The organism is Plectonema radiosum NIES-515, assembly GCF_025753815.1.
GTDB classification, from domain to species: Bacteria; Cyanobacteriota; Cyanobacteriia; order Cyanobacteriales; family Nostocaceae; genus Hassallia; species Hassallia radiosum_A.
The window spans coordinates 1-5,431 of record NZ_JAOWRF010000054.1; the positions used below are offsets into that span (position 1 = coordinate 1).

At 41.0% G+C, this 5,431-nt stretch carries 3 protein-coding genes; 2 read left to right on the forward strand and 1 reads right to left on the reverse strand.

Annotated elements, in window-relative coordinates; genetic code table 11:
• A partial coding sequence (locus tag OGM63_RS03650; RefSeq protein ID WP_511041081.1) for a tetratricopeptide repeat protein occupies window positions 1–1,680 on the forward strand: 1,680 nt, incomplete at its 5' end.
• Here OGM63_RS03650 and OGM63_RS03655 read toward each other — a convergent pair.
• Window positions 1,616–3,829, reverse strand: coding sequence for an ATP-binding protein (locus tag OGM63_RS03655; protein WP_263744148.1), 2,214 nt, complete (start codon window positions 3,827–3,829; stop codon window positions 1,616–1,618). The two genes, OGM63_RS03650 and OGM63_RS03655, sit on opposite strands and share 65 nt — an antisense overlap.
• Before the next feature lie 664 nt (window positions 3,830–4,493).
• Here OGM63_RS03655 and OGM63_RS03660 point away from each other — a divergent pair.
• Window positions 4,494–5,420: a cobalamin-binding protein gene (locus OGM63_RS03660; protein WP_263744149.1), complete on the forward strand. Its 927-nt coding sequence runs from the start codon at window positions 4,494–4,496 to the stop codon at window positions 5,418–5,420.
• The last annotated feature ends 11 nt before the right edge of the window (window positions 5,421–5,431 follow it).

A 5,431-nucleotide genomic window follows, 5' to 3' on the forward strand; every position in this document is an offset into this window, starting at 1 on the left:
CTCCCCCACTCCCTGAAATGGATCGCAATATTTTGGGTGGGAAGTTATCTATTATCATGCCTTAACCCGAACAAACACGATCGCTATGTATTACCCTACTTGCCAGTACTATCATTGTTGTTGGCTTACGGGTTAACTTGTTCTCGTCATCTTTGGGGAAAGCGTACCCGCTTTTATACTGTTGGTTTGGCAATAATTTTGATGTTATTCAACTTGTTTCCTGTGGGAGGTGTTTTGGGTGGTTGGATGACGCAAACTTTAAGTCCGCGATCGCAGTTCTATCCTTATATGGGAATTGAGTTCCCGCATCGGCAAGTAATTGCCCAAATTATCCAAACAGAACCATATCTGCGCTCTACCCTGGGAGTTTTGCCTTCAACCGGAGAAATTAACCAACACAATTTCAATTATTATGGGGCTTTAGAGAACTTTCAAGTTTATGGACGACAGGTAGGAACAAGGAAAAAGTTTCTTGAGCAAGATAGGCGATCGCTTTCTTGGTTTCTCACCAAAACTGGCAATCAAGGTTCAATTCCACCAACCCAAGCTGCTATAGTCGAAGCTGTGCAAACATCACCAGATTTCCAGCTAAATAAGTCTTGGAAGTTACCTGATAGCAGTATTCTGAAACTTTATCATCAAAAGCTGCCACCAGTAGAAGTCAAATCTCTATCCGCAATAACTCCCCCTCGGATTATTCTATCACGAGTCACAGTCCCAGAAAAAGCCCCGCCAGGAATACCTGTAAGAGTAACTTATGAGTGGTCTGGCTCCTCCCAAGAGTTACAACAAGGTTTGGTATTATTAACTTGGCGAAACATGAATAATGCCAGGTGGTTACACGATCACGGTATCGCGATGGGAGCTTTACATTCCACCTCAAATCAGCATTTATCAGTTATTGAAAGGATGGCGATGCTACCAAGTGCTGATACATTACCAGGAATTTACACCTTAGAAGCAACTTATCTCAACCGAATTTCTGGGGAAACTTATCCGATTAAAGTGCCCAAAGTAACTTTAGAAATTGACCCGAAAGCGACTGCCACACCAGCCCCGGAGTTAGATTTAGTAACGCAATTACGGATTTTAGGAGCTAATTTATCCAAAGGTGCATCGGCACTGGAACAAGTCTTTGAGGAAGTAGGACGTATCAATCAGTACGATCCCACTCAGGATTATTTGGTACAAGGAAGATTAACTTTAGGATATAGATTAGAGCATATTGCTGAAAATCGGGATTGGGCGTATGCTTTAGCTTTAGCAAACGTATTGCAAACAAGAGTGAATGATGCGATCGCATCTTTTACGAAAGTAACTCAATTAGACCCAGAAAATCCCTACGCTTACGGCTATCTAGCATTTGTCCATCTCTACAATTGGCAACCAGCAGCAGCACAAAAAGCCCTACAACCTGGTTTAGCCAAAAACCCTAACATTACTGAATTAAAGGGACTTTCAGCAGTTGCCTACCTCATGCAAGGAAACATAATTAAAGCATGGCAGATTTATCAGGATTGGGGACTGGGGAGACTCCTTGGAGACAAGGAGGAGCTTTCTTGGGTAGGGGGAAATATTTCTTCTTTCTCATCCTTTCCCTTTTCCCCTCCTCAAATTAACCATTACCCAAATATCGCATCAATATTGACTCTAATTCAACGATACCAATCGGTTTTCTGAGATAGTCGTTAGCACCAGCTTGGCACAAGCGTTCCGTCAGGTTGCTCCCGGGAGCATCACGCTCTACAGTTATTCCCATTGGTGTCATAATTACTACTGGCAAATCTTGATAAGAAGGTATTTGTCGCAGAAGATTCAGTAAATCCCATCCGCTGACATCTGCGATTAAATGCACATCCAACAAAATTAAATCTGGTTGAAAATTTCTGACGCGATGCAAGAAGCTGTTTGAGTCGCAAGTTTTCTCCACCTCATAGCCAATTGTCTGAAGATAATCTTGCAGCAAGATGGCAGTATTTTCCTCGTCTCCCATAAGCAAGATGCGTTTATTAATTGTAGTACCAGGGACGACGACACTGGGACTAGGGGAAACAGAAAAAGAATCTTTCCCCCACTCTCTTATTCCTCCACTCCCCGACTCTTCTACTAAGGTTGAATCTGGCAGAAACAACATAAATCGACTACCTTCTCCCAAAGTCGATTCTACGGTAACATCTCCACCATGCATTCGTGCTAACTTGCGTGTCAAAGCTAAACCTAAACCAGTACCTTCGTACTGACGATTTAAGCCACTGTCAAGCTGTTTAAATGGTTCAAACAAAAATTGAAACTGACTTGAGTCAATACCAATACCCGTATCAGAAACTGTAAATATGATCCCTTGGGGTACTTTTTTCACTATCAGTGATATTTTACCCGCTGGGGTGAATTTAATCGCATTCGTGAGTAGATTTAGGAGCATTTGTTTAATTCGTCCCTTGTCAGCAATGCAAACATCTGCCTCAGGATATATTTTGGTTGTGAGTTGCAATTTTTTGTCGAAAGCGCGATCGCACACCGTCGAAATTACAGAGTTACAAATATCTTGCACTTGCAAAGGTAACAGCGTTAATTCTTCTTTGCCGGCTTCTACCTTAGATAAATCAAGGATATTGTTAATCAATGCTAGCAACTGTTCACCACTACTATATATATAATTGACATATTCTTCTTGCTTATCATTGAGTGTGCCAACTATTTTTTGTTGCAGCAACTGAGATAAACCCATAATTGCATTTAGAGGTGTACGCAGTTCATGACTCATCGTTGCTAAAAATTCACTTTTTGCCCGACTGCTTGCTTCTGCTGCTTCTTTAGTTTTAAGCAATTTCAACTCAGTTCGCTTGCGTTCTGTGATATCTTCTATAATGGTGAGAAAAAACTCAGGTTGATTATTTGTGTCGTCAATCAAAGAAACCGAAATGTGAGTCCAAACTAAGCTACCGTCTTGATGTTGAAAACGCAATTCTTTCTTCCAGGGATGTCTTGGGACAAGCCGCTCTGGGTCTAGACTATTTTGTGCTACTATTTGTTGGTAATCTAAATCTTGACTCACATCTTCAGAATAAATATAATCTGTCAGATGTTTGTCGCATAATTCTTCTTGATTGTAACCTAACATCTGACATAACGCCCGATTAGTATCTATTATTCGTTCATCCATATTTGCCAAGCTAATACCAATAGAAGAACACTCAAAGATTGCCTGGAATTTTGCCTGACTACTTTTTAGTGCTGACTGTGCGGCATTTCGCTCGCTCGTTTCGATTGCTAGTTTGACTAAATCTGCAATTGAGGCAGCAAAATTCTCTTCCTCCAAAGTCCACTGCCGAATACCTCCAACGTGTTGGTAGCAGACTACCCCCAGCAATCGATCCCCTAACAAAATCGGTGCATACAGAACTGATGTTACACTCAGCAGAGAAAGATAAGACTCGGAGAATTCTTGGGTTCTTTTGTCGTTGAAAACATCATTGACTGCAATGCTACGTTCCTCTTCCAGAGCTTGAAAATAAGCTGGACAATTTGCTTTTAAAAGAGAAAAGCCGGCGGTGTGTTCCTTTGTGCTGATATCATATAAATCAATGCATTCAATTTTTGATTGGTCTGAGTTGTATAACCATACCCCAACTCGCTGCAAATCAAGCGATCGCGCTGCCGCTTCAGTGATTTGCCTTAATGCTGCCTTCAAATTGCCTTGCTGGAATACATTGCTTTTTGTCAGTTGCATCAGTGTCTGACTTTGCGATCGCAGATAATTTTCCCGGATGAGCAAATCCTCTTTTGTTTGCTTGGGTTCTGTAATATCTTTCACTGCCAACACTCGCATTTGTTGTTCCTGGGAATGACTCTGCTTTGAAGTTCAACCGTTAAAGTGGAATCGTTTTTTAACTACAACGACTTCATCGCATTTTTCATACTTAGAAAAAATATTTTTCCTGATTAACTGGTATCGCAAGTTCAAAATTCTTTTTGCCAATCACTTCCCTAGCTTCATAAGCAGTCATTGTCACAAAAATCTGATTCACAATTTTAAATAATTTCGTCGTCACGATCTACTATTATTCCTTCAAAGGTTCTCCCACAGAAGCCAAAGATACTGAGTTTGCGATGTCACATATTAACAATGTATAATATATTTCTATCCTGACAGCGATTTTCCGGTAAATGAACCACATTCTTTTTATCTCACTTCTAGGCGCACCAGGGGCAAAGGAAGAAATGAAGAAAACTTGAGTGTGGTCTAGATACATGAACATTGGTGTAAATAATGATAAGTTTAATATAGCTGTTTCTAATTGTTCGTAAATACCAATATATTTGGTTGTTCTTCATCATTTAGTGTAAGCAAGTGATGAAGATACTCCCCCCGTCTACCCTCTGTCTATATTTTTGTCTTCCCATTGACACTTCCGCATTATCCTGAAGAAAGATATATAATCAGGTCAAATTTTGCAACAATTAAAATGATCAGCTGTTGCGGAGGTCGAGCAATGACAGAAAGTAACGTGAGAATTGTCTCCCTAATTCCCAGTGGAACCGAGATTTTAGCCGCATTGGGTTTAACTGATATGATTGTGGGGCGATCGCATGAATGTGACTACCCTCCAGAAATCAAAAATCGTCCTGTTTGCACCCAAGCAAGGCTAAACACCAATGCATCCAGCGGCGAAATTCATGATAAAGTTAATAACTTGTTGCAATCTGCCCTCAGCATCTATGAAATCAAAACAGATGTTTTAGAACAATTGCAGCCCACCCACATTGTCACACAAGACCAGTGTGATGTTTGTGCCGTCAGTCTCGGTGATGTGGAAAAGGCAGTTGCGACTATAGCCAACAATTCACTCCAAATTATTTCCTTACAACCCAATGTACTCAAGGATGTTTGGACGGATATTGAGCAAGTAAGCAAAGCCTTCAAGGTTGATTCAGTCAACGTATTAGAAAATTTAGAAGCTCGCGTCCAAATTGTCAAGCAAAAAGTCCAAGGACTATCTCTAATAGAGCTGCCGAAAGTAGCTTGTATCGAATGGACTGAACCTTTAATGGTTGCTTGCAATTGGATTCCGGAATTAGTTAACTTAGCAGGAGGACAATCGCTCTTTAGCGTTGCCGGTCAACCGTCATCTCACTTGGAGTGGGAAACCCTCATCGCTAGCAATCCAGATTCTATCATTTTTATGCCCTGCGGCTTTGATTTAAATCGCACTCGTATTGAAGCACAGCGATTAGCTGAAAGTCCAGAATGGCAAAAACTCCACGCCACCCAAAGCGGTAGAGTGTATATTACAGATGGCAATGCCTATTTCAACCGTCCAGGACCGCGATTAGCAGATTCTTTAGAAATTTTAGCAGAAATTCTGCATCCCGAAATTTTCCAATACGGTTACAAAGGAATCGGCTGGGAAGTTTTGTAGTGGGGAGTGGG

Bases quoted from the DNA above. Each gene is read 5' to 3' on its own strand.
- OGM63_RS03655 (WP_263744148.1), bottom strand. From the start codon at position 3,829: ATGCGAGTGTTGGCAGTGAAAGATATTACAGAACCCAAGCAAACAAAA.
- OGM63_RS03660 (WP_263744149.1), top strand. From the start codon at position 4,494: ATGACAGAAAGTAACGTGAGAATTGTCTCCCTAATTCCCAGTGGAACC.